This window comes from Verrucosispora sp. WMMD573, assembly GCF_027497175.1.
Taxonomy (GTDB): domain Bacteria; phylum Actinomycetota; class Actinomycetes; order Mycobacteriales; family Micromonosporaceae; genus Micromonospora.
In genome coordinates, this window is sequence record NZ_CP114901.1 from 5,216,644 (window position 1) to 5,240,439 (window position 23,796).

Genomic DNA, 23,796 nt, shown 5'->3' on the forward strand with positions numbered 1-23,796 from the left:
GTACGTGGCTGCGGGCTCGGCATCATGGCTCCAGGCGTACCGGCAGGTGGTCGTAGCCACGCAGCACCCGGGTCGGCCGGCGTCGCGGTACGCCGTCCAGCGCCAGGTCGGGGTACCGCTCGAACAGGCTGCGCAGTCCGATCTCACCTTCGAGTCGGGCCAGGTTGGCGCCGAGACAGTAGTGCGCCCCGCTGGAGAAGGCGAGATGGTCACGCGCGTTGCCCCGGGTCACGTCGAAGCGGTCCGGATCGACGAAGACAGCCGGGTCCCGGTTGGCACCGCCCAACATCGGCACCACGACCTCGCCCCGGCGTAGCCGCACCCCGGCCACCTCGGTGTCGGTCCGGCAGTACCGGGCGGTCGTTTGAACCGGGGAGTCATAGCGCAGGATCTCCTCCACCGCGTTCGGCCACCGGTGCGGCTCGACGCGCAGCAGGGCGAGTTGCTCGGGGTGGGCCAGCAGCAGCGCCGTGCCGGTGCCGAGGAGATTCACGGTCGTCTCGAAGCCCGCAGCCATCAGCAGGCCGGCGAGGGCGACCAGTTCGTCCTCGGTCAACCGTTCACCGTCGCTGTCCTGAAGCACGAGTTGGCTCAGCAGGTCGTCGCCGGGGTCGGCGCGCAGGCGGGCGAAGTGTCCCCGCAGCCAGGTGTTGAGCTGCCGGATCCCCGCCTCGACGCGCCGGAACTGGCCGAGGGATAGCCCCAGATCCAGCGCCGGCGACATGGCGGAGCCCCAGCTCAGAAAGCTTTGCCGCAGTTGTGGCGGCACGCCGAGGATCTCCGCGATCATGGTGACCGGCAGCAGGCTGGCATAGTGCGCGACCAGGTCCACCGACCCGCGCCGCGGGGCCGCCCGACCCAGCTCGTCGAGCAGGTCGGCACTGTGCCGCTCGACCTGGGACCGCAGACCCTCGATCGCCCGGGCGGTGAAAACCTTGACGACGAGGCGACGGTAGCGGGTGTGCTCCGGGGGGTCGGTGACGAGCATCGAGGGCGGATCGATCGGCCCGATCGGCATCCCCCGTTGGCTCAGCCGGCGCAGCGGCGCGAGTGTACGGGGTGCAGGAACCGTGGCGGGATGCACACTGAACGCGTCGCGGCGAAGCACCTCGGTGACCACGTCGTGCCGGGTGGCACTCCACATGTGGCGGCCACGTACGAGGGCACCGGTCTGGCGGATCTGGCGATAGAACGGGTACGGGTTCTCGCGGATCACCGGGTCGAGAAAGAAGCGGGCCTGCGTGTCGCCCCGACGTGCGGCGGCGGCGATGCCGAGCCGTAGCAGGCCGTGTCGCGCCGTCCACCGCAGGAGGATTCCAGGCCCGGACATCACGCTCCCGCTGCCCGATGTGAAATGCCTGTCTCCGATCGCCAATCCGGTGCGTCCACCCGCCTCATCCCCTCGCCTGAAATCCGGCGGAACGACCCGCGCACGCAACGATCATCACGCCCGGGACCGCGTCCGGCTGCTCGATTCGAGCCATACGGTAGAGCGAATGAGTCGCGGCTTCCGAAGGTTGACAGACATCAGAATGATGCCGTGAGACGGCGCCACCTCTCGGCTACGCTGCCCCGAAGTGATCAACGGGAGAGGCGGTGGCGCGACAGCCACGCCAGGAATCTTCGCCACACGCACGTCAGGAACCGCCGCCAAGAACAGGCGGCTGGCCTCACCTGGCCTCCACCGCCGCGCGCTTCGCCCGTAGCGGCCAGTCTCGACCGCAGCGACACCATCCGCACTGTAGTCCCGGGCACGATTGCGAATGCCATCGATCTACGGACGGTGCGGTAGCGAGCGAAAAGGTGACCAATGATCAATCCGGGCGCTACGCCGTTAACCACATACCAATCAGACATCTGGGTCGCAAGTCGGTTGTCTCCGAAGAATCCACAGTTCAATGTGTGCGGATGGGAACAGTTCGTCGGTCCACTCGATCACGGGCTGCTGCTGCGCAGCCTGCGGCAGGCCATAGAGTCCAACGACGCGCTGCGATTACGCTTCGACGAAAAGGACGGACTGCCCTTCCAGTGGGTGGAGCCTGAGCAGGCAGCGGTCGAGGTCCACGATTTCAGCAGCGCCCCCGAACCGCACGAGGCGTGCCATTCGTGGATGGCACAGGCGTTCACCCAACCCTTCGAGCTGCACCGCACCCGGCTCTACCGGCTGGCCCTGCTACGGGAGAGCGAGTCCGTCGCCTACGCCTACCTCAACGCCCACCACCTGGTGGTCGACGGATGGGGCGCCCGGCTGCTGCTGCGGCAGGTCTGCGCCGGGTACGCGACGGCCGTCGCGGGAACGGCTGCGGTCGCGGACGCCCGCCCGTCCTACCTGGACCTGGCGCGGGACATGGCCGGCTACGCCGGATCCGTCCAGCGCAAGCGGGACGTGGAACACTTCCGCGGCTGCCTCGACGGCATCACCCCGGCCCTGTTCGCCAGCCGGAGCACCGGCCGGCACCGGACCGGCCGGCACAGCTTCCCCCTGGGGCCGGGGCTCATCGACCGAATCCGGGCCACCGGTCAGTCGCCGTTCACCATCGTCGCGGCGGCCCTCGCGGTCTACCTCGGCCGGGTCCATCGGACCGAGCAGGTCGTGCTCGGCGTGCCGATGCTCAACCGGAGCACGTACGCGCAGCGGCACACCGTCGGCCACTTCGCCAACGAACTGCCGGTGCCGGTCACGGTGTCCGGCACCCGTACGATGCCCGCACTGGCGGCCGAGCTGCAACAGACCCTGCGCTCGATGCGTGTCCATCAACGCCTGTCGCGGGGCGAACTGCTGCGTGAGGTCATCCCACCCCACGGGCCCCGTCAGCTCTACGACGTGACCCTCTCCTGGCTGCGCTGGCCGCGTCCGGAGCCGATTCCCGGCATCACCCACCGGACGCTGGGCGCCAGTCGGGTACCCGAGCAGAATGCCTTGGCCGTGCTCGTCAACGAGTACGACGACGGCACGTCGACAGTCGACCTCGACTACTCCCGTGAGGTGTTCGACGAGGACTTCACCGCCGAGGCGTTGGGCCGGCACCTCGTCACCCTCATCGGCCACGCGCTCGATCGGCCCGACGCGCCCCTGAACCGGATCCCGATGCTCACCGACGCCGAACTCGACCGGGTCGCCGGGGCGCACGGCGACTGGGACCCGGACCCTTCGATCGAGGCGACGCTGCACGGTCTGTTCGAGGAGCAGGCGGCCCGGACACCCGACCGGATCGCCGTGGTGGTGGAAGGTACTGGCGAGACGCTCAGCTACGCCGACGTCGACGCGCGCGCCAACCAGGTGGCGCAGGCGTTGCGCGCCGACGGCGTCGGCCGCGACGACCGGGTGGCCATCCTGGCCGAGCGCGGAGCGTCGCTGATCGCCGCGATCCTCGGCACCCTGAAGGCGGGCGGGGCGTACGTTCCGATCGACCCGGACCATCCGCCCGCCCGGATCCGGTACCTGCTCGCCGACAGCGGCGCGAAGGTGCTGCTGACCTCCGTCGCGCAGCCGGCCTTTGCGCGCGGTGGCCCGGACGCCGCGCCGGGCCCGACCGTGCGCTGCCTCGACACGCTGGCGACCTACCCGAGCGTCCCGGTCGAACCGTCCGCCCGGCCCACCGACCTCGCCTACGTCATCTACACCTCGGGATCGACAGGCGATCCCAAGGGAGTGATGATCGAACACCGTTCGGTGGTTAACCGACTGGCGTGGATGCAGCGCCGTTACCCCCTCGACGGCGAAGACGTGCTCGTGCAGAAGACGCCGACATCGTTCGACGTGTCGGTCTGGGAGCTGTTCTGGTGGGCGCTTGCGGGTGCTCGGCTCGTCCTGCCGCGCCCCGGGGCGCACCGGGATCCCCGCACGCTGTTGACCACCGTGGCGCGGCACGGCGTGACGGTCATCCACTTCGTGCCGTCGATGTTCGGGCCCTTCCTCGACCTGCTGGCCGAGGCACCACACCTGCGCCGGCAGGCCGACCCGCTCCGGCTGGTCTTCGCAAGCGGTGAGGAACTGCCCGCCCGACGGGTCGACCAGTTCCACAGGTTGTTCCACCGACCGCCCGGCACCGACCCCGCCGCCGCCGGGCCCCGGCTGGTCAACCTGTACGGGCCGACCGAGGCGACGGTCGACGTCACGCATCACGAGTGCCACCCCGATCCGGGCGGGCCGACGCGACGGGTGCCGATCGGCCGTCCGATCGACAACGTCCGGCTCTACGTGCTCGGTCTGGACGACCAGCCGCAGCCGGTGGGCGTACCCGGTGAACTCTGCGTCGCCGGGATCGCCGTCGCCCGCGGCTACCTGGGACGCGCCGGAGCCGGCGCGACGGGGACCGACGGCGACCCGCACGCCGCCACGCGGTTCGTCACCGACCCGGTGCGCGGCGAGGGCCGGATGTACCGCACGGGAGACCTCGCCCGGTGGCTCACCGACGGCAATCTCGAGTATCTCGGCCGTATCGACGGGCAGGTGAAGATCCGGGGCAACCGTGTCGAACCCGGCGAGGTCCAGCAGGTGCTCACCGGCTACCCGGGGATACGCGAGGCCGCAGTCGTCGCCCGTACCTCCGCCGGTCGGGACGTCCACCTGGTCGGCTACTACGTGGCGGAGGCGGACCTCGACCCGCTGCGGCTGCGCGGCCACCTGCTGCGCCACCTGCCGGACTTCATGGTGCCCGCCCTCTTCGGCCGGCTGGACCGGATGCCTCTCACCCCGAACGGCAAACTCGACATCGCGGCGTTGCCCGCACCTGTGGCACGGCCGCATCAGGAGCCGGAGCAGGAGCCCCGCGACGACGTGGAGCGCATGCTCGCCACGATCTGGGCACGGGTGCTGGACCTGCCGTCGGTCGGCATCCATCAGGATTACCACGCCATCGGCGGCGACTCGATCCTGGCGTTGCGCATCCGCGCCGAGGCGGAGCAGCAGGGCCTGCACTTCACCCTCGCCGACCTGGCCGAACACCCGACCATCGCGGCGCTGACCCAGCACGCCCGACGTGCCGCGCCGGCCGACCTGCCGCCCATCCCGACCGCTACGGAGGCCCCGTTCGCGCTCGTGTCCCCACTCGACCGGGCCCGGCTCGGCGACGCGGAGGACGCCTGCCCCGCCACCGCGCTGCAACTCGGGCTCCTGTACCACAGCAGTGAGCACGACACGGCCACCGCCTACCACGACGTCTTCCGCTACGAGGTCCGGATGCCGTGGCACGAGGAGGCCTTCCGCGCGGCGTACGACCGGCTCGTCGCCCGGCACCCGGGTCTGCGTTCCGCCTTCGACGTGGGCGGCTGCACCGAACCGCTGCAGATCGTGCACACCCGGATCGCCGGCGGCCTCGACGTCGCCGATCTGCGTGCCCTCGATCCGGAGGCCGCCCGCGCCGAGGTGCTGGCGCACATGCGGCAGCGCCGCCGCCACCGGTACGCCTTCGACCGGCCGCCGCTGTTCCTGTTCCGGGCACATGTACTCCCCTCCGGCGTGGTCGATCTGGTGTTCAGCTTCCACCATGTGCTGCTGGACGGCTGGAGCGTCGCCACCGTCGTCGGTGAGCTGTTCCGCGACTACCTGCACCTGATCGGCGCCGGAATCGATGCGGTCGTCGAGACGACGCTGCCCGGCCCGGCCGCGTACGTCGTCGAGGAACGCCGCGCGCTCGCCTCGACGTCGGCCCGGCGATTCTGGGCCGACCGGCTCGACGGCGCCGAGCCGACCCAGCTCGATGGCTGGCGGCAGTACGAGCCGCCGGGCGACGATGAGTCGCCGGCGCGGCCGGTCCCGCTGCCGTTGGGTCTGGAACGGCGGCTACGCGCGTTCGCCCATGATCACGGACTCCCGCTGAAGTCGGTGTTTCTCGCCGCCTACTGCCTGACGCTGCGGCTGTACTCCGGCGCCACGGATGTGACCGTCGGGTTGGTCACCCACGGCCGTCCCGAGCGGGACGGGGCGGATCGGCTGGCAGGGCTCTTCCTCAACACGGTGCCGTTGCGTCTACGGTCCGAGCACCCCTCCTGGCGGGAAGCCATCCGCGAGGTGCACCAGCGGGAGCAGGAGTGTCAGCCGTACCGGCGTTACCCGCTGCACGCCATCCAGCACGACCGGGGCGGCGGGCCGGTCTTCGAACTGGCCTTCAACTACGTGCACATGCACGTACTGGCGCCGCTGCTCGAACTTCCCTCGATCACCCCGCTCGGCTTCGACGCCTGGGAGGAGACCAACTTCGCGTTGCTGCTGAACGTCCTCGTCCACCCGGCGGAGCAGCGCATCTCGTTACGGATCGACGCCGACCGCCGGACCTTCACCCGGGCGCAGACCGACCTGATCGCCGAGACGTACCTGCGGATCCTCGCCCGGATCACCGACGAACCGGACGCCGCACCGGACTTCGGGTTCCTGGCCCCGGCCACGCCGGTGGTCACGGCCGGTCCGGTCACGTCGACGACCGGGCCGCACCGCGACGTCGTCCGCCGCCTCGCCGCTCATGCGCGGCAGTCGCCGGATGCCGTGGCGGTGGCCGCCGGCACCCGTCGCTGGACGTACGCGCGGTTGCGGCAGCAGGTCGACCGGATCGCGTACGCGCTCATCCACGCCGGGGTGCGTCCGGGTGACCTGGTCGGGATCGCGGTGGGCCGCTCCCCCGAGATGATCGCGTCGATCTACGGCGTCGCCCGCGCCGGCGCGGCCTGCGTACCGCTGGACGTGACCTATCCGCCGGAGCGGATCGCGGCGATGCTCGCCCAGGCGCGCCCGGTCCGGGTCATCGCGGACCGGCCGCACGCCGAACTGGTGGGCGAACCCGGGATCGTGCTCGTCGTGGAGGACCTGCTCGCACCGCCGCGGGCCGTCGCACCGACCCCGCTGCCCCGGATCCGGCCGGACGACCTGCTCTATGTGCTCTTCACCTCCGGTTCCACAGGCGTCCCGAAGGCGGTGGCCATCTCCCACGCCGCCTTCGGCAACCTCCAGGCGTGGCAGACGGAAGCGGCAAGCGCGGCGGCCGGAGGCGTCACCCTCCAGTTCGCACCGCTCAGCTTCGACGTGTCGTTCCAGGAGATCTTCACCACGATCAGTGCCGGCGGCACGCTCCAACTCATCGACGAGCGGCAGCGGCGGGACGCCTCGGAGCTGCTGCGCCTGCTCGACCGGGAATCCGTCGAGCGGGTCGCCCTGCCGTACGTGATGCTCCAGCAGCTCGCCGAGGCCGCGGTGACCCTGGGGATCCACCCCCGCGCGCTGCGGGTGGTGATCTCGTCGGGGGAACAGCTGCGGGTGACCGCCGAGATCCGCCGGTTCATCGCGGCCCTGCCGGCCGGCGCGGTCCTGGAGAACCAGTACGGACCGACCGAGACCCACGTGGTCACCAGGTACCCGATGAGCGGCGACCCGGAGCGTTTTCCCAGTCTGCCACCGATCGGGCCGGCGATTCCCGGGGTCGAACCGTACCTGTTGGACGGGCGGATGCGTCCGGTACCGACCGGAGTCGCCGGGGAGCTGTACCTGGGCGGCGTCCAGGTGGCGCGGGGCTACCACCGCCAGCCCGGACTGACCGCACAACGGTTCGTGCCCAACCCGTTCGGTACGCCCGGTGCGCGGCTCTACCGCACCGGTGACCTGGCCCGGGTGCTGCCCGACGGCGACCTGGTCTGGCTCGCGCGTACCGACACGCAAACCAAGATCCGGGGATTCCGGGTGGAGCCGCTGGAGGCCGAGTTGGCGCTCATGAAGCTGGCCACGCACCACCCGGGCATCCGCGAGGCCGCGGTGGTGGCGCGACGCCCGGACAACGCCGATGCCTTCCTGGCCGCCTTCGTCGTCGGCGAGCCGGCCCGGGTCGACCTCGCCGACCTGCGTCGCCGGCTGCGGGAGACGCTGCCCGAGCAGCTGGTGCCGACCCACTTCCACTGGCTGCCGGAGATGCCGCTGACCCCGAGCGGCAAACGCGACGACCGCCGGCTGCGCGAGCTTCCGCTGCGCGTGGAAGCGCCGCGGCCAACGGCGCCCCGCAACCGGTACGAGCGCGTCCTCGCGGAGATCGTCGCGGAACTGCTCCACCTGCCGCAGGTCGACGTCCATGACAACCTGTTCGAGCTTGGCGCCACCTCGCTCACCGCGATGCGCCTGGTCACACTCATCGAGAAGCGGTACGCAGTGGTCGTGCCGGTCGCCGCCTTCGTCACCGCCCCGACCGTGTCCAGCCTCGCCGAACTGCTTCGGGCGGGCGGCGCGGATCCGGCTTCGGTCGACCCGGTGGTGCCGATACGTGCCGGTGGTGAACGACCGCCGCTGTTCCTCGTGCATCCGATCGGCGGCAACGTGCTGTGCTACCTCCCGCTCGCCCGGCACCTGCCCCGGGAGCAGCCCGTCCACGCGCTCCAGGCTGCCGGCATCACCGCCGGGACGAAGCCACTGCGGTCCGTGCCGGCACTGGCGGCCAGCTACCTCACGGCGATCCGCCGGATCCAGCCGCACGGGCCGTACGCGATCGGCGGCTGGTCGTTCGGCGGTGTCGTGGCCTTCGAGATGGCCCGCCAGCTCAACCTAGCGGCCCGCCGGCTCGACCCCAGCGGAGCCCGTCCGGTCGAACAGCTGATCCTCATCGACCCGATCGCTCGACGCTCCGACGAGCCGGTGCCAGTGACCGACGACGTGCTGCTCGACTGGTTCTTCTGGGAGCTGATGCCGCTCGACCAGGACCGGCCGCTGCTGGAGCCGATTCCGTCAAATCTGGCCTCGCCGCAGGAGAGGCTGGACTTCGTCGCTCGCCGGGCCGGCGCCGCCGGAGTGTTACGTCCGGGCGACTCGCCGGCGGCGGTGCGTCGGCTGTTCGAGGTGTTCAAGGCCAACTGGGAGGCCATCATCACCTACCGTCCCGACATCGTCGACCAGGACATCACCCTGCTGCGGGCCTCCGAACCGCTGCCGCCGCTGCTCAAACCCATGCACGACATCGCCGGGTCGCTGCACCTCGACCCGCGCAACGGGTGGGGTGAACTGACCACGGGCCGGGTCAACGTGCTCGACGTGCCCGGCGACCATCTGGCCCTGATGGACCCACCACACGTGGTGGACGTGGCCCACCGGATCGCCGAGCTGCTGGCCGGTTCCACCGCGCCGGTGACCGACCAGACCGGAGCCAGTCCGGTTGGCGGCGGCCGGTGATCGCGGCAGCGGGCGGAACGCGGCGCCCAGCGCGACGACGCCCCAAGGCGATCATCATCGGCGCGGGCATCGGCGGTTTGGCGGCGGCCGCCACCCTGCGTCGCGTCGGTGTCGACGTGGAGATCTACGACCGAGCTGGTGAGCTGCGGCCCGGCGGATCGGCGCTGTCGCTGAGCGCCAACGCACGCGTCGCACTGCGCACCCTCGACCTCGACCTTGACGTCGAGCGGCGGGGCCGCGCCTACCCGGCGCTGCGGCTGTGCACCGCCACCGGCGATCCGATCAGGACCGTGTCGTTCGCGCGGCTCGGTGACCGACTCGGGGCACAGAACGTCGCCATCCACCGGGCCGAGCTGCACGGGGCTCTGCTCGCCGCCGCCGGCGACCCACCGGTGCGGCTCGGCGCCATGGCTCGGCGGTTCCAGGTGACCGGCGACCGCGTTCGGGTCGACTTCCACGAAGGCCAGACCGCCGAGGGGGACCTGCTCATCGGTGCCGACGGCTTTCATTCGGCCGTCCGCCGGCAGATTGCCGGACCCGAGCGGCCCCGCGAACCGGGCTACATCTGCTGGCTGGCGACCCTCCCGATGCGACACCCGAGGATCCGTGACGGCTACGCCGCCCACTACTGGGGACGGGGCCAGCGGTTCGGCCTGATTCAACTCGACGGCGACCGGGTCTACTGGTGGGGCACGTTGAACATGGCGCCGGCCGTGGCCCGTGACTGGCACGGTGGCAAGGCCGAGATCGGGCGGGTCTACTCCGGCTGGGCCGAGGAGGTCCGGGCCGCCATCGCCCAGACGCCCGAGTCGGCGATCATCAGCGTGCCGGCCCGGGACCGGCCGTTCCTTGAACGGTGGGGCCATGGACCGGTGACGCTGCTCGGTGACGCGGCGCACCCGATGTTGCCGAGCCTAGGCCAGGGCGCGGCGCTGGCCGTGGAGGACGCCGTCGTACTCGCCCACTGCCTCCGTCAGGCGGTCGACCTGCCACAGGCCCTGCGACGCTACGAGACCGCGCGGCGGGATCGGACCCGCTGGATGGTCCGGGAAGCGTACTCGCTCAGTCGGATCGAGCAGTTGGCCCACCCGATCGCCGACCTGGGCCGCCGCCTCTACCTGCGCTGGCTGCCCGACCGCCTCCTCGACCGGCGCAACGAGATAGCGCTCACCTTTCCCGGCTCCCCGGACCCGACGGCGACCCCGACATGATCGGGCCGACGACCGAGGTACGACGGGCGTTGAGCCCGCTCGAACGCTGGTACTGGATCGCCGACCAGGTGTCACCGCTAAACGTGGTCGCCCGTGTCCGGGTACGCGGGCCGCTACCGGCCACTGTGCTCCGCGCCGCGCTGCACCACCTGCGCCGACGGCATCCGCTGCTGCGAGTGGCGATCACCGCCGCGCCGGACGGGCGGTCCCCCCGGTTCGTGCCGGCCGAACAGCCGATACCGCTGCATCAGGTACCCGACGTGGGGTCCGTTTCGCCGGATGCGACGCCAGGCTGGGTGCGGCGGGTCAACGAGTACGAACTCGTCGACCGGATCGACTGGCGCGCCGGCCCGCTGTGCCGGGCCGTGGTGCTCACCCGGGCCGCCAGCACCGGCAGGCCCGACGACGAGGTGCACGATCTGCTGCTGACCATGCCGCACTGCGTGGCCGACGGCACGACCGTGCTCTCTCTGCTGCGGCAGTGGATCGAACTCGCCGAGCAGGCGTACTCCGCCACCCAGGACGCCGACCGTGCCGGGTCGGCCGTGCCGGACCCGGCGGGAGCCTCGGGTGAGCCGGCGCTGCCCGCCTGCGAGGCCATGTTTCCCCGCCGGTACCGGGGCGTGCTCGGGGCGCTGCGGCTGCGGAGACTGCTGGTCCGGGACCTGTACCGGGTACACCGTCACCGTCCGGCCCGGGTCGTGCCGAGCCACTTCGTGCCCTTCACCGCGCGACGTACCCGGCTGCTCGCCCGGAGCCTCACTCCAGCGCAGGTCGAGGCGCTGGTGGTGGCCTGTCGGCGGGAGAGGACCACGGTGCACGGCGCGCTCGCGGCGGCGATGGTGCTGGCCGTCACCGCCGAGACCGGAACACCGGCGCCGGGACACGTGACGATCGGCTCCCCGGTCACCTTCCGCGACGCGCTGGAGCCCGCCGTGCCCGAACAGGCCGTGGGGGCGTACGTCGCCACCGTGCCCACCTTCGTCCGATACCGTCCAGGGCTTAGCCTCTGGCAGCTCGCCCGCTCGATCAGCGACGATCTCGCGTCCCGTCGCCGGGCGGGCAGCCACTTCGCCATGATCGACCTGGTCGGGCTCACCGCTCCGGTGTCGGTCACCGCGAGCGGGCGGTTCATCGAGATGATGGAACGAAGCGGTCCGGTGAACCTGTGCCTGTCCAACATCGGCCGGTACGACTTCCCCGCCCGGATCGGGCCGTGGCAGCTCTCCGGTGCCCAGTTCGTCGCCGGCCTCTCCGTGTGCGGCTACCTCGTCTCCACGGTGAACACCAGCCACGGGCACTTGTTCTGGAACTTCACCTACGTGCCCGACGCGCTGCCCCAGCAGCGGGCGATCGGCCTGGTGGAGGCGAGTGTCGACGCTGCGCTCACCGCGATCGGCTGCCGGCCGGAGAGGCGTCGGCCGTGATCAGCAGAGCAGGACGGATCAGGCCGTCGGGGCGCACCGTGGTGATCACCGGCGCGTCGTCCGGCCTCGGCCGGGAGGCGGCCCTGCACCTCGAACGGATCGGTTTCCAGGTCTGCGCCGGGGTGCGGGCCACGGCTGACGGCCAGCGCCTGCTCGCGGAGTCGTCGGCCGGCCGGCTGCATCCGCTGCGCATCGACGTGACCGAGCCGGGTCAGATCCGGCAGGCGGTGGACGAGGTGGCCCGGCGGGTCGGCGACGTCGGGCTCTGGGGCCTGGTGAACAACGCCGGAGTCGCCCACCCCGGTCCGTTGGAGTGGCTGTCCGGTGAGCAGCTCCGGCGGCAGTTGGCGACAAACGTGATCGGGCAGGTGGAGACGATCCAGGGGTACCTGCCGCTGTTGCGGGCCGGCCGCGGGCGGATCGTCAACGTCACCTCGGGACTCGGCCGGGTGGCGCTGCCGTACCTGGGCGCCTATGCGGCTGCGCAGTTCGCCAAGGAGGCGATCAGCGACAGTCTGCGGCGCGAGTTGCGGCCGTTCGGCGTCACGGTCTCGGTGGTGCAGCCGGGCGCGATCCGTACTCCGATCTGGGAGAAGCTCGGCCAGGCCGGAAAGGAGCTCATCGACGGCGTACCGGAGCCGACCGCGGCGTTGTACCGGGAAGCGTTCCGGGCCTTCCTGCGCCGCAATGCACGTCAGGTGCACCGCAGCAGAACCACCCCTCAGCAGTACGCCCGGACGGTGGCCCGCGCCCTCACCGCGGCTCGGCCGAGGACCCGGTACCCGGTCGGTGCCGACGTTCGGATCGCGAGCCTGGCGGCCCGGCTGTTGCCGGACAACCTGATCGACCGGCACCTCGCCGCGCTCGTCCGGCCGCGCGATGGCTGAGTCACCGTCCTCGCCCTCAGTCCGAACCGTGACGACCGACATCGAGAGGTGGCCAGACGTGGATACCGATCAGCAGAGCCGGGCACGATCGCAGGCGTTGTTCGCCCGCAACCTCGAATACATCACCGAAGGACGGATCCGGGAGTGGGTCGAACTGTTCGACCCGGACGGGGTGCTGGAGTTTCCGTACCCGCCACCGGGCGTCCGATCCCGGTTCGTCGGGCACCACCAGCTGTACGAGCACATGAAGGACTTCCCGAAGCAGTTCGATGTCCGCTTCTCCGAGCTCACCTTCCACGAGACGACCGATCCCGAACTGGTCATCGCCGAGTTCGTGGGTCACGGCAGGGGTGTGATCACCAAACGACCGTTCCACCAGGTCTACATCTCCGTGGTCCGCTTTCGGGACGGCAGGATCGTCCACTTCCGGGACTTCTGGAACCCGCTGGTGACGATCCGCACCGCGGCTACGGTCGGTCACCTGTGGCGCGGCCTCGTCGACCTGGCGCGGAAGCGGCGACCGGACTCATCCGGTCGCCGCTGAGATGGCCGAGCCGGAGTCCGCGTGGCGATCCGGCAGGACGAAGCGTGGTCCGGACACCAGGACGTGTCCGGACCACGATCGAGCCCGCTCAGCGTTGCAGGGTGAGCAGGCCGGGCCGGTACGGCAGGCGACCGTAGTCGCCGCCGGAGCTGGGGTCACGGCCTTGGTAGAGCAGTTGTAGGTTGCAGGGGTCGATGGTCATGGTCTGGTCGGCGTTGGTTCGGATCAACTCACCGTGGCTGATGTCGTTGGTCCAGGTGGCGCCGCTGTTGGCCTTGCCGGCGAACGGGTTGCTCTCGCTGGTGGCCTGGGGGGTCCAGTTGCCGCCGAGGCTGGTGGCGGTGAAGGACCGGAAGTAACGGCCCTGGGAGCCGATCGCCTCGACGATCATCAGGTACCGCTGCTGGCCCTGGAGCTTGTAGACCTGGACGCCTTCGAAGAGGTTGTTCGTCGTGTCGGTCATGATCGTGGTGTAGTTCGACCCGAAACTGCCCGGGAAGTTCCCGATCGGCATGCTCGCCCGGTAGATGCGGCCGTTGTCGCCAGCGAAGAACAGGTACATGTTCTGCTCGTCACCGATGAGCGCCTGGTCGATCGGGCCGGTGTTCGAGTTGGAGATGCTTCCGGTGAACAGCGTCTGGTGCGCCGACCAGCTGTTGACATTGGTCGGGTTCGTCGAAGTGCGGTACGAGAACGCCGGCCCACCCCACTGGTACGCCAGCACCCAGACGTTACGCGGGGCGAAGTAGAACAGCGAGGGAGCGACCGCCGAGAACGGCATCTGGTTCTGGCTGGCCGAACCCATCTGGTTCCAGTTCGAGAACAGCCCGAAGTTCATCGAACCCCACGACGTACCCGTGTCGTGCGTGGTCCCGTAGACCAGGTGCTGACCGTTGTACGGCGCGTGCGTGAAGTCCTTCAACGACACCCAACCCGACCGCGGCTGCGCCAGCGCACCAGTCGACGACCACCGGTACGACGACGGCAGGTTGCACGTACCCGACGGCGGCGGCGTGGTGGTGGGTGGCGTGGTGGTGGGTGGCGTGGTCGGCGGGGTGGTGGGGGTGACGCCGCCGGTGCAGGTCACCCCGTTGAGGGCGAAGTTGGTGGGTGCGGGGTTGCTGCTGTTCCAGGAACCGTTGAAGCCGAACGAGGCGGTGCCGTTGGTGGAGATGCCGCCGTTGTAGCTGACATTCCTGGCGGTGACGGCGGCGCCGTTCTGGGTCAGGGTGGTGTTCCACGACTGGGTGACGGTCTGCCCGGCACCGAACGACCAGGTCAACGTCCAACTGGTCAGCGGGTCACCGAGGTTGGTGATGGTGACGTTGGCACCGAAACCGCCTGGCCATTGCGAGGACACCGCATAGTTCACCGAACAGCCCGCCGCCGCCGCACTCGCCGGCATCGCCACGACAAGCGCCGTCGACGCCAGCAACGCCGCACCGAGCGACGCCATCACGGCATTGACCGATCTAGATCTTGACATGAGACACCCTCCGGGACGGGTTGGTTAACACACATTGGCGGTTGTCGGTGTTAGGTGAGCGTTAACAGCTGCGTCGGGTATATTACGGGAGCGCTCCCATGCCCTCAAGCACCGATCGGAAGCCATCGATCGTCGGGTCGTCTTGCAGCTGGCAAACATGACCACCGGACCACCGGGGCGCGTACGCAGGCAGTCTGCCCGAGCCACTCGACCACACAGGTGAACGTTCTCAGCGGATGACGGCAGACGACGTCACCACGACCCCGCCCAGACCATCAATGCCGCGGTCGGGTCAGTTGCGAAGCAGCCCACGATCGGCCATGTAGGCGCGCAGTGTCTCCGCGTCCTCGGCGGACATCAGGCGACGCGGGATCACGGTCGCCGGCATCCGCCCCACGTACACGATCCAGAACTCCGGGGTGGCCTGCACCTTTGTCACCCCGTCCCAAGCGATGCCGCCGGATTCCGAGCCGCTGCGCATCAGAATGTTGTCCTCGGTGATGTCGTAGCCGCCCTCGACGGCATAGCCGCTGGAGCGACGCCGGGCCCGCCACCGCAGCCACGGCCAGTACAGCATCGCCAGCAGACCCCCCAGAAACAACGTCATCCACACCGACAGAGTCTGCTCGCCCCAGCCGAACCCCCGTGAGACGACGAAACCGATCACACCGACCGCTGCCAGCACCGCCCCGATGAGACCGTACTTCCGTACCTGAGCACCGCTGAGCGCAGCGGCCACCCGGCCCGGGTAGGCGGGATCGGCGGGTACGTCGAAACGGATCTGCACGCCAGCACGATAGTGCCTCCGCCGGCGCGGCACCGGTTCACTGGTAGCTGAGGGTCTCCCGAACGGTGAGCCGAGCCGCTCGCTGCGCCGCGACCAGCGACGCGACGGCCGCTGCGACTATCGAGAGCAGCAGCCAGCCGACGAGTCCGCCCGGTGAGAGTCGCAGCGGCAACGGCAACCCGAAGGAGATCCGGCCGAGCAGTTCGCCCACCAGGACCGACAGCGGCACTCCGAGGATGATGGCCACGAGCGAGCCGAGCAGACCAGTGATGGTGCCTTCGAGTAGGACCATGCGGCGGATGATCCCGGGACGGGCACCGATGGCCTGCATGACGCCGTATTCCCGGGTGCGTTGGGTGACGGTGATGCTCATCGTGGCGGCCAGCCCGAGGATACCGACGGCCGCCATCAGCGCGGCGAGGGCGAGCAGGGTACCGATGAAGATGGCCACGTGCTCGTCGATCGCCGTGCGCAGATCCTCGGTGAGCATCGACTCGCCGACGGTCAGCCCCGCGCTGACGAGCGCCCCTTCCACCGCGCCGGTGACCGCCGCGGCGTCTCCGGCGGTGACGATGTGCAGCATGTTTGCGGTCCCCGGGTCCACGAACCGGGTGACGCTCTGCGGGCTCGTGTACGCGGTGGCTGGTCCGCCGGCCTCCGCGACGGTGCCGACAAGCCGCCACCGCCCGACCACTCCTTCGACGGCCAGGTGCACGTCGTCGCCGATGCGCGGATCGCCGAGCCGCGACACGGCGCTCTGGTTCAGCACGACGCCGTCGGTGTCTGCTGCCTGTAGCCAGCGGCCGGCGGTGACCTCGAAGTCGACCATGCGGGTGGGCACGGGCAGCGCGGCGAGCAGGAACCGGCCGTGTCCGTCGTCAGGGTAGGTGCGCTCCACCTCGATCTGCCCGTTTGCGCTGGCCGGCGTGGCCGGCAGTGACACGAACGGCTCGACCGCGATCACGCCGTCCACGGCGCTCGCGACGCTGGTGACCGTGTCGACCGGCGCCGGCGTGGCGAGCCGCAGTTGCGCGTCATAGGCACGGCGGGCCATGCCGTCGTCGACCCAGCTTCGCCAGGCGGCAGAGCTGTTGAGCCCGCTGGTGAACATCGCCCCGCCGGCGGCCAGCAGCGCCAGGGTCAACGCCAGCCGACCCCGGCGGCGCAGCATATTGCGCAGGGCGAGGGCGCTGAGCCGGCCACCGCGCAGCCGGGTCAACCACCTGTCGCTGCGCCGAGCGCCCACCCTCGTGCCGGCGCCATGCTCGTCGAGCGCGGACCGGACGGTGATCCGGGCCGCCCGAACGAGCGGTACGAGCGCGACCGCCAGCGGGATCGCGAGCCCGGCGGCGAGATAGGCCGCCGGCACCCACCACGGCGTCGCCCGGTTGGCGATCTCGACGTTGAGCATCTCGGCGACCAGCCCGGTCAGCCCGTAACCGGCCAGCAGTGCCGGGCCGACGGCCAGCACGGTGGCGGTCGCGGCGATCGCGGCAACCGCCCCCAGGTAGCCCCGCAGCAGCTGGCCGGTGGTGGCGCCGACGGTCTTCATGACGCCGATCTGACGGGTCTGTGCCGCCAGCATCGCGCCCAGTGTCGCCGCCGCCAGGACTCCGGCGAGAACCAGGGCCGCGACGGCGAAGGCCAGGAACATGCCGGTGATCGTTTCGGACTGGCTGTGGTGCGGATGCTGGTACGGAGGTGCCTGGATCAGATGCACCTCGCGGCCCTGGGCGGTCAACCAGGCCGCGACAGCGGTCGCGGTCGCCGCCACAGTGGCCTCGTCCCGTTCGGTCGTGACGATGCGCAGCTCGTCGGCAGACGCGCTGAAGCCGAGGCGAGCCAGCCCGGCCGGGGTGAGGTAGCCGTACCCGGTGCTCTCCTGCCCGGCTGGGGCCAACGCGGCGTCGTAGACGGTGCCGGCGATCCGCACCTGCGTCGTCGCGCCGGAAGGACCGGCGACCGCCAGGCTGTCGCCGGCTGCCGCGTCCAGGACCGGTTCCGCGGTACGTTCGATGAGCAGTTCACCGTCGGCGGGTGGCCAGGCACCCGACTCCATCCGCAGTTTCGCTATCCGCATCGGATCATCCGGCGTGACGACGAACAGCAACATGCGACGCCACTGATCACCGACCCGAACCCGAGTCAGGACGGTCTGACGCGCCGCGGCGTCCGTGACACCGGGTCGGGTGCGAACCTCGGCGAGCAGGGCGGAATCGACGCCGCCTTCGACCTCCAGGGTCGCGCTCGCCGGGTTGGTGGCGGCATAGACCGCCTCGGCCTCCCGGACGATCACGGTGCGGGCGATGAGCAGCGCACCGACACCGGACATCGCCACCGCGATCGCCAGGATCATGACCGCTACCCGGCCCCGGGCGGCCGAGAGGTCGCGCCACATCTTGACCGTCCGTGGCCGCATCACGCGGAGACCGCCACGTCCTCCGCCACCCGCCCGTCGACCAGCGTGACCAGGCGGTCGGCGTACCCGGAGAGGTCGCGCTCGTGGGTGACCATCACAACGGCCTTACCGGCGCGGGCCAGCTCCCGGAACAGTGCAAGAACGGCCGCAGCGGTGGCGCTGTCGAGATTGCCGGTCGGTTCGTCGGCCAGGATCACCGGCGGGTCGTTGGCCAGCGCCCGCGCGATCGCGGCCCGCTGCTGCTGCCCGCCGGACAACCCGGCCGGCACCTTGTCGGCGTGCTCGGCGATGCCGACGCGGCCCAGCAGCTCCAGCGCGAGCGGCCGGCGGCGGCGCGCCGGAACTGTGTTGCAGAAGTCCATCGGCAGCATCACGTTCTCCGCGACGGTCAGCGTCGGCAGCAACTGGAAGAACTGGAACACCAAACCGACCGCGCGCCCCCGCCAGGCCGCCAGCTGTGCCTCGGGTACCTCGTGCACCGCGATCCCGGCAACCCTGATCTCCCCGGCGGTCGGCCGGTCGATCCCGGCGAGCAGGTTCAGCAGTGTCGTCTTGCCGCTGCCCGATCGACCAACCACTGCTGTGAACTCGCCAGCGTTCACCGAGATGTTCACTTCACTCAGCGCGGGAAACTCGCCGCCGGGCACCGGATACGTCTTCACCACGCCGCGCACGTGGATCACTCGTTCGTCCGCCTGCCGATCGGTGGTCGAGCCGCTCGTCCCGTGACGCGTCAAGATCAACGCCTACCCTTCTCAGGTCGAAGGTCAGCGTCCGCCACTCTGCCGGACGCTCCGGCGCGGTCCCGGTTCGTGACAGGACTGTGAAAGATTTCCCGGCACCCGAGTGACCTGCGGCCCGACGGGCCCGCCGTGAGGCTGCTCGGTCGTGCTGAAAACGCGGCTCGACACCGCCCGGATCCGGGCTGCTCGCCGGATCATCGACCCCGTCTTCCTCGACACTCCGCTGTACCGATGTGAACCGCTCGAGCCCGACCTCGGATGTGCCGTGAGCATCAAACTCGAAACCGCGAACCCGGTCCGCAGCTTCAAGGCCCGTGGCACCGGACCACGAGCTGGCCCGCGACCGGGCCGCAGCCATCGCCCAGCAGCGCGGCATCCGACTCCTCGAAGACAGCCTGGACGAACCGGTCGACGGGGGCCGCGTATGGTGACTGATCGGTGCAAAGGTGTCTAAGCATCCTGCGGCTGCCGGAGGGGAAATGAAGCAGAATTACGTCCGGTTCGGGCTGGTGCTGGTGATCAGCTTGGCGGTCATGTTCGTCCTGACGCTGTCCCAGATCCGCGACTGGTCGGACTTCTACCTGAATCTGAGCAACTTCTACATGTCGCTGATTATGGTGGCCGCCATGGGGCTCATCATGATGGGCGTCATGTACCAGATGTTCACCGTACGACGCCTCAATATCGCCCTCTACATCGCGCTGGGAGCGCTCTTCGTGGGCGGTTTCGCGGCAGTGCGTACGGAGCCGTTCGTGGGCAACGAGGCGTTCCTCAAGTCCATGATCCCGCACCATTCCCGGGCCATTCTCGTGTGTCAGGAGTCCCACATCACCGACCCCGAGATCGTGCGACTGTGCGACCAGATCGTCCGGTCGCAGCAGGAGGAGATCGACCAGATGAAGAGGATTCTCGACGACCGGTACTGACCTCCCCGCCAACCCGGCCTGGGAACTCGCGCGGTGAAACTCGGCCCCAGCTCGCATCGACGAGCGACGGCGGACATCCGTCGAGCACTCCTCCGCGTAGCCGACGCGGGCCGCCCCCGACAGACCCGCTGAGCGCCCTGCGAGGGCCCACGCCGCACCAATCCAGATGGCGTGTCGCGCATTCCGAGAATCCACGACGCCGGTTGCCTATGGTGAAGACGCGACGGACAAACACCGGTCGGCCGCCGAGAACGACGGGCAGCAAGCACCATGGCGCGGTTCCTGGAAGTGGTGTGGGACACGAGCAGCGTGAACGGTCGCCTCGTGACCAGCGTCGTGCTGGCCCTGCTCGCCCTCGTCGTCGCCATCCTGGCTGGTCGCCTGGCCACGGTGAAGGTGGAGGACACCACCAACCGCTACTACCTCCGCAAGGCGGTGCACTACCTGACCGTCGTAGCGCTGCTGTTCGCGCTCGCGCTGCTGTGGCGGCCGTTCGCCGGCCGGATCGGCGTGGTCGTCGGTCTGCTCGCCGCCGGCCTCGCGTTGGCCCTGCAGGAGGTTCTCGGCGCATTCGCCGGCTGGGTCAGCATCCTCACCGGCCGGCAGTTCCGCGTCGGCGACCGCATTCAGATGTGCGGCGTACGCGGCGACGTCCTGGACATCACCCCACTACGTACGCGGATCCTGGAAAGCGGCTCCTCGTCCGACCCGGAGTCCTGGATCCGCGGCCGCCAGTACACCGGGCGGGTGGTGTCACTGTCGAACCGTTTCGTGTTCACCGCGCCGGTGTTCAACAGCAGCACGGTACTGGACCATCTGTGGGAGGAACTCACCCTGCCGGTCCCCTACGAGGCGGACTGGCACCTGGCGGAGCGCATCCTGTGCGAGGAGGCGCAGAACATCTCCGCCACCGCCGAGGCGCAGCGCGCCATCGAGCAGATGCGCCATCGCTACCCGGTCGCCGAGGCCGAGGTGGATCCTCGGGTCTTCATCCGCGCCACCCCGAACTGGGTCGAGCTGTCCGCCCGGTTCGTGGTGCCGGTACGCGCCGCCCGACAGGTCAAGGACCAGGTCACCAGGCGAGTGCTCGATCGTTTCACCGAAAACGGCCTCCGGGTCGCCTCCGTCACCCAGGACATCACCGTCCATCCCCTGCCCCCGGGAGCGACCCAGCCCGCCGCTCCCGGACCCGGCCGTCCCTGAGCCCGCCGCCACCCGCACCACCCCGGTCGACGGCAGATCAGAGATGTTGCTGGCGCCACCCGCTGGCGGCCTTCGACCACCCGCTCCTCCGCGTGGACCGACGCCTTGATCCGCGCCCGCGCCTCGGCGGCGCTGAACCGCTGGATCACCACCAGAGCACCGCAGACCGTCACCAGCACGGCCAACGCGACCAGCGGGGTGAGCACCGCCGCCGGCACCGCCAGCAGACCGACGACCACCGCGGCGATCAGCGCAGTGGCGCGCAGCCGGCGAAACGTACGCGCCGCGACGGCCACACCCGCCAGCAGATAGAGGGCGACGCCGCCGTACAGGGTGGTGACGGCCGGCCAGGGCAGCGGTTCGGCCTCCGGCATGGCGACCGCCTCGAGCACCAGTCTCAGCCCGAGGGCGGTCCCCACGATGCCGACGATGGTGACGAAGTGCAGATAGGAGAAGACGTCACGGGCGAGGGTGATCCGCTCCGGACCCCGGGTGCCGTGCATCGCCTGTTCGACGCTCGGCAACAGCGTGTCGTAGTGCAACCACCACAGCGTCGCCAGCAGCGCGATGCCGAGCACGGACCCGGTGACCACCGGCGCGGTCAGGGCGAGTCGGTCGAACCGGCCCGGTCCGAGCCCGAGGGAGATGACCGCTTCACCGAGGGCGATGATGACGATCAGCGAATGCCGCTCCGCCCAGTGCCCGGCCGAGGCGACGGCCCAGCGGGTGTACGGCAGGAACAGACCGACCGAGTACTCGACCAGCAGGGCGACGGCCCACAACCCGAGGCGTACGTCGAGGACGGCTTGCGCCGGCACCCACCGACTCGCGGAGGCCGCCAACCCGACAAGCACTGCCGCCACCAGCGCCGGCAGGCTGACCAGCATGGGTTGCCGGCGGCTTCGACCGGCGGCGCTGAGCGCGTACAGGAACGCGACCAGGGTCAGGGCACGCAGTACCAGGTACGCGACGGCGAACACCACCGGGCCGGTCAGGTCGTCGGGTTGGTTGAGAAACGCCTGCGGGATGGCGATGGCCAGCACGAACGCGGCAGCCATCACGCCGAACCCGAACACGGGTAGCAGTCCATAGTCGGCGCGGACCAGGTTGCCAAGCGTGGCGAACGTCGTCCAGCAGAACCAGAGCAGCGCCAGCACGACCATGCCGGACAGCACCGCCTGCGTGGTCACCTCGACCGACACCAGGCCGGCCACGTTGAGGAACGCGAAGACGAAGATCAGGTCGAAGAACAGCTCCAGTCGGGTGACCCGAGAACCGGGCATGACCGGCCGGAGCCAACGGGACCGGCGCAGCGGCGGTAAAGCGCTCACCCGGCCATTTTGTGCGAAGGACACACGTGAAATCTGGTTTCTACTGATTGGCCAGGTGTGCCGTACGCCGTCTCCCTTCCCCGGCCGAGGAAGGTCCGGTCGGCGGACACCGCTTCGACGACATCGCCGCCACCCGGTTTCTCCGTCGCGGAATCGGCTGCCACTGGGATGAGACGCACCTGCTGGCCGCCGATGATCGCGGCACCTGGCGACAGCTCGGCGGTGGCGCGTCGTCCAGCGGCGACGACCTGACGGGACTACCGCCCTACCTCGTGCGCGATGACCGACAGTCGGCCGCCGCCGCCCGCCATCCGACATCCGACGGCGGCACCCGCTTTGCTGCTCAGCTGCGAGCGGACACGCGGCCGAAGGCGCGCATCGCCAGCGCACCGATGATCGGGCCTGGGACGAGCAGCAGGAACGCCCAACGCCAGCCGACCGCGTCGGCCAGGACGGGGACGAGTTGGATGGTGACGACGGTCAGGGCGAACCCGATGGCCGTCTGTGCGGTGAGCGCGGTGCCGACGTACCGCTTGTCGGCGACCTCGCTCAGCGCGGTCGAGAAGACGCCGGAGTCCGCGATCACCGCGGCACCCCACACCACACCCAGCAGTACGACGGCGCCGGGCGGCGCGGTGAAGAACAGCGGTGAGGCCAGGCAGCAGGCACCACTGACCACCAGGGCGGTGAAGGCGGCCCGAGGTCGACCGAACCGGTCCGCGGCCCACCCGCCGACCAGGCATCCGGCGACGCCGGCAATCCCGATCGCCAGGAACGCGAGCAGGCTGACGTTCGCGTCGTCGTCACCGGTCCGGGCCGCCGTGCCGGCGATCAGGAAGCTGGGCAGCCAGGTCCACAGCGCGTACAGCTCCCACATGTGTCCGAAGTAGCCCAGGTTCACCAGCCGGGGACCACGCTGCGCGAACATCGCCAGGGCGTATCGGGGGTACGGACGCGGCGGCGTGCCCGGGGCGAACTGCGGACCCTCCCGCACCAGGGTCACCGCCACCACCGCGCCGAGCAGCGCGCAGCCGGCCGCGCTGCCCATCACGCCGCGCCACGGCAGGTCGCCCAGCCCGCCGATCAGATGCGGCAGCGCCGAGCCGAGGGTCAGCGCGCCGATCATGACGCCGAACGCGAGCCCCCGACGGGCCGGCGGAGCCCAGGATCCGGTCAGCTTCATGCCGACCGGGTACACCCCGGCCAGGAACACACCGGTGAGGAAGCGCAGCGGGACGGCCCCGGCCAGCCCGTCGACGGTGAGGGCGAAGATGCCGGTGCAGGCGGCCGCAAGGGTCGCGCAGCCGGCCATCAGCAGGTGCGGTCTGATCCGGTCGGCCAGGTTCAGCACGGTCGACGTGACGGCACCGGCGACGAAGCCGAGTTGGACGGAGGCGGTAAGCCAGACGGATGCGGCGGCGCTGATCTGCCACGACTCGCGTAGCGCCGGCACCACGGCGGAGGCCGAGAACCACACCGCCAGGCTGAGTACCTGGACGGCGGCGATCAGTGCACGCTGTACCCCGGGTCGTGACATCATCCGCGCTCCTCGACTGCCACCGTAGATCATCTTGGTGCGCAGCGGGTCGAGCGATGCGTCACTGCTCGTTCGCAGCGTTCGCGGATGCCGGTTGCCGTGCCCCTGCCCAACTTCGCGTAGGTGTCCGGGCGTCCGCTACCTGTCGTGATGCCA

General features: G+C 70.2%; 13 protein-coding genes and 1 pseudogene. 7 read left to right on the plus strand and 7 right to left on the minus strand.

All coding sequences use genetic code 11. The features are described from left to right. Positions 1 to 22: 22 nt before the first annotated feature. Complete coding sequence (locus O7601_RS23735) at positions 23 to 1,330, minus strand: cytochrome P450 (RefSeq protein ID WP_281563299.1); 1,308 nt, start codon at positions 1,328 to 1,330, stop codon at positions 23 to 25. A gap of 480 nt (positions 1,331 to 1,810) precedes the next feature. Here O7601_RS23735 and O7601_RS23740 point away from each other — a divergent pair, with 480 nt between their 5' ends. Genes O7601_RS23740 through O7601_RS23760 form a run of 5 tightly spaced genes read left to right on the plus strand, consistent with a single transcriptional unit; the run spans position 1,811 to position 13,208 of the window. Then, positions 1,811 to 9,139, plus strand: coding sequence for a non-ribosomal peptide synthetase (locus O7601_RS23740; protein ID WP_281563300.1), 7,329 nt, complete (start codon positions 1,811 to 1,813; stop codon positions 9,137 to 9,139). Beyond that, complete coding sequence (locus O7601_RS23745) at positions 9,136 to 10,350, plus strand: FAD-dependent monooxygenase (protein ID WP_281563301.1); 1,215 nt, start codon at positions 9,136 to 9,138, stop codon at positions 10,348 to 10,350. The genes O7601_RS23740 and O7601_RS23745 overlap by 4 nt, the downstream gene beginning before the upstream one ends. Continuing rightward, positions 10,347 to 11,777, plus strand: a complete 1,431-nt coding sequence (locus O7601_RS23750) for a hypothetical protein (protein ID WP_281563302.1) — start codon at positions 10,347 to 10,349, stop codon at positions 11,775 to 11,777. The genes O7601_RS23745 and O7601_RS23750 overlap by 4 nt, the downstream gene beginning before the upstream one ends. Continuing rightward, entirely contained in the window at positions 11,774 to 12,664 is an 891-nt protein-coding gene (locus O7601_RS23755) for an SDR family oxidoreductase (protein ID WP_281563303.1), read from the plus strand. Before O7601_RS23750 ends, O7601_RS23755 begins: the two co-directional genes overlap by 4 nt. 58 nt (positions 12,665 to 12,722) lie before the next feature. Next, a complete protein-coding gene (locus O7601_RS23760) occupies positions 12,723 to 13,208 on the plus strand; it encodes a nuclear transport factor 2 family protein (RefSeq protein WP_281563304.1) in 486 nt (161 codons plus the stop codon). A gap of 88 nt (positions 13,209 to 13,296) precedes the next feature. On the opposite strand, the gene O7601_RS23765 is transcribed toward O7601_RS23760, so the two are convergent. The 4 genes from O7601_RS23765 to O7601_RS23780 all read right to left on the minus strand — a co-directional run bounded on the left by O7601_RS23765 (position 13,297) and on the right by O7601_RS23780 (position 18,583). After that, on the minus strand, positions 13,297 to 14,694 hold the full coding sequence (locus O7601_RS23765) for a non-reducing end alpha-L-arabinofuranosidase family hydrolase (RefSeq protein WP_281563305.1): 1,398 nt from the start codon (positions 14,692 to 14,694) through the stop codon (positions 13,297 to 13,299). A 292-nt stretch (positions 14,695 to 14,986) separates the two neighbouring features. Next, the gene (locus O7601_RS23770) at positions 14,987 to 15,481 is read right to left on the minus strand and encodes a YcxB family protein (protein WP_281563306.1); all 495 of its coding nucleotides are present in this window, start codon (positions 15,479 to 15,481) and stop codon (positions 14,987 to 14,989) included. A gap of 37 nt (positions 15,482 to 15,518) precedes the next feature. Then, positions 15,519 to 17,900 carry an ABC transporter permease gene (locus O7601_RS23775; protein ID WP_281567015.1) on the minus strand — a complete coding sequence of 794 codons (2,382 nt, stop codon included), beginning with the start codon at positions 17,898 to 17,900 and terminating at the stop codon, positions 15,519 to 15,521. Then, positions 17,900 to 18,583, minus strand: a complete 684-nt coding sequence (locus O7601_RS23780) for an ABC transporter ATP-binding protein (RefSeq protein ID WP_281563307.1) — start codon at positions 18,581 to 18,583, stop codon at positions 17,900 to 17,902. Before O7601_RS23780 ends, O7601_RS23775 begins: the two co-directional genes overlap by 1 nt. 539 nt (positions 18,584 to 19,122) lie before the next feature. Here O7601_RS23780 and O7601_RS23785 point away from each other — a divergent pair. Together O7601_RS23785 and O7601_RS29525 are read left to right on the plus strand one after the other, a co-directional pair. Then, a complete protein-coding gene (locus O7601_RS23785; protein ID WP_281563308.1) occupies positions 19,123 to 19,569 on the plus strand; it encodes a DUF305 domain-containing protein in 447 nt (148 codons plus the stop codon). 324 nt (positions 19,570 to 19,893) lie between these two features. Then, positions 19,894 to 20,772 carry a mechanosensitive ion channel family protein gene (locus O7601_RS29525; protein WP_348650212.1) on the plus strand — a complete coding sequence of 293 codons (879 nt, stop codon included), beginning with the start codon at positions 19,894 to 19,896 and terminating at the stop codon, positions 20,770 to 20,772. 161 nt (positions 20,773 to 20,933) lie between these two features. Here the strand turns inward: O7601_RS29525 and O7601_RS23795 are convergent. After that, positions 20,934 to 22,421, minus strand: a pseudogene (locus O7601_RS23795) (low temperature requirement protein A); the annotation flags it as partial. 25 nt (positions 22,422 to 22,446) lie between these two features. After that, entirely contained in the window at positions 22,447 to 23,643 is a 1,197-nt protein-coding gene (locus O7601_RS23800) for an MFS transporter (RefSeq protein WP_281563310.1), read from the minus strand. Between the last annotated feature and the right edge of the window lie 153 nt (positions 23,644 to 23,796).

Coding starts and splice junctions, on each gene's coding strand:
- O7601_RS23735 (WP_281563299.1), bottom strand. CDS start 1,330: ATGTCCGGGCCTGGAATCCTCCTGCGGTGGACGGCGCGACACGGCCTG.
- O7601_RS23740 (WP_281563300.1), top strand. CDS start 1,811: ATGATCAATCCGGGCGCTACGCCGTTAACCACATACCAATCAGACATC.
- O7601_RS23750 (WP_281563302.1), top strand. CDS start 10,347: ATGATCGGGCCGACGACCGAGGTACGACGGGCGTTGAGCCCGCTCGAA.
- O7601_RS23765 (WP_281563305.1), bottom strand. CDS start 14,694: ATGTCAAGATCTAGATCGGTCAATGCCGTGATGGCGTCGCTCGGTGCG.
- O7601_RS23775 (WP_281567015.1), bottom strand. CDS start 17,900: ATGCGGCCACGGACGGTCAAGATGTGGCGCGACCTCTCGGCCGCCCGG.
- O7601_RS23785 (WP_281563308.1), top strand. CDS start 19,123: ATGAAGCAGAATTACGTCCGGTTCGGGCTGGTGCTGGTGATCAGCTTG.
- O7601_RS23800 (WP_281563310.1), bottom strand. CDS start 23,643: ATGATGTCACGACCCGGGGTACAGCGTGCACTGATCGCCGCCGTCCAG.